Raw genomic sequence first — 1241 nt, forward strand, 5'->3', positions numbered from 1 at the left:
GTTTTTAATCACTTTATTCTCAACTATTTTGCTGGTCTATGGTAAGGTCAACTTCACGAATCTCAGTCGTTATAGTTATTTGAGCGAAAAAACCTACCGTCGTCACTTTCTCAAAAGCTTTAATTTTCCACAATTTAATCAATATTTCCTCGAATCTGCCTTAAATCCTGAACACACAGTCATTGCCGTTATCGATTGTTCTTTTTTAAGAAAAAGTGGCAAAAAAACTGACGGTAAGGGTTATTTTTATAATGGTGTAGCGGGGAAATCGTCACAGGGGTTGGAAATTTCTGTAATTTCTATTGTCGAAATTGAGAGTCGTTTATCTTATAGCTTAAGCGTACAACAAACTCCATCACGCCCTCAAATAAAGAAGGTGAAAAAACTGCCACAAAAACCGAAGAATAGCTGGTCAAAAAAATTTCGCAAAAAACCGGAGTCTCAAAGCTCAACGCCTGACATCACAAGAGTTGATGACGGGAGCACAACATCTAAAGAATACTCGTTATTTCTTCCCAAATTCTGTACGTTATTTGGTGGCTGATGGCTATTACTACCGCTCTAAATTCTGGGATGCTGTGCGGGAGTTAAATTTAGACTTTATTGGCAAGTTAAGAGTTGATGCTAACCTACGCTATCTTTATACTGGTGAACAAAAGAAACTGGGAGCTCCACGTAAATATGATGGTAAGGTTGACTGCCATGATTTGAGTCGTCTTAATTTTGTTAAACAAATAAAACCGGGAGTTTCATTATATACATTAGTTGTGTGGAGTTGTTGTTTAAATTGCCCAATTAGTTTGGCTTGTATTTCTGAGGTTCAAGCCAACGGACAAATTAAAAATGCTTTATTATTTAGCACTGATATTCACTTACCGCCTGAGCAAATTGTTGAATATTATCAGGCTCGTTTCCAGATTGAATTTATTTTTCGTGATGCCAAGCAATTTACGGGATTGTCTGATTGTCAAGCTCGTCATTTACCACGGCTTGATTTTCATTTTAATGCCAGTCTTATTGCCTTAAATTTGGCCAAACATCAACTCTCTAGTTGTCATTCATCTGCCAAGTCGTTTGTCTTTTCAATGGCTTCTTATAAACGCCTAGAATTCAATAAGCATCTACTTTGTACCTTTATTGATAAGTTAGATTTAGACCCGGATTTGATTTTAAATCATCCAAATCTTCCTTCAGTCTTGTCTTATGGTACTCTGGCTGCTTAAAAACTGTCCGGAGTATTG

The 1241-nt window shown here is 36.7% G+C and carries 1 protein-coding gene and 1 pseudogene; both read left to right on the forward strand.

Annotation, left to right across the window (positions count from 1 at the left end; all coding sequences use genetic code 11):
* Positions 1-544 (forward strand): annotated as a pseudogene (locus QUA20_RS31795) (transposase); the annotation flags it as partial.
* On the forward strand, positions 474-1223 hold the full coding sequence (locus tag QUA20_RS31800) for a transposase (protein WP_333194327.1): 750 nt from the start codon (positions 474-476) through the stop codon (positions 1221-1223). The pseudogene QUA20_RS31795 and the gene QUA20_RS31800, both read left to right, overlap by 71 nt.
* The last annotated feature ends 18 nt before the right edge of the window (positions 1224-1241 follow it).

It is taken from the genome of Microcoleus sp. Pol7_A1 (assembly GCF_036701085.1).
GTDB classification, from domain to species: domain Bacteria; phylum Cyanobacteriota; class Cyanobacteriia; order Cyanobacteriales; family Microcoleaceae; genus Microcoleus; species Microcoleus asticus.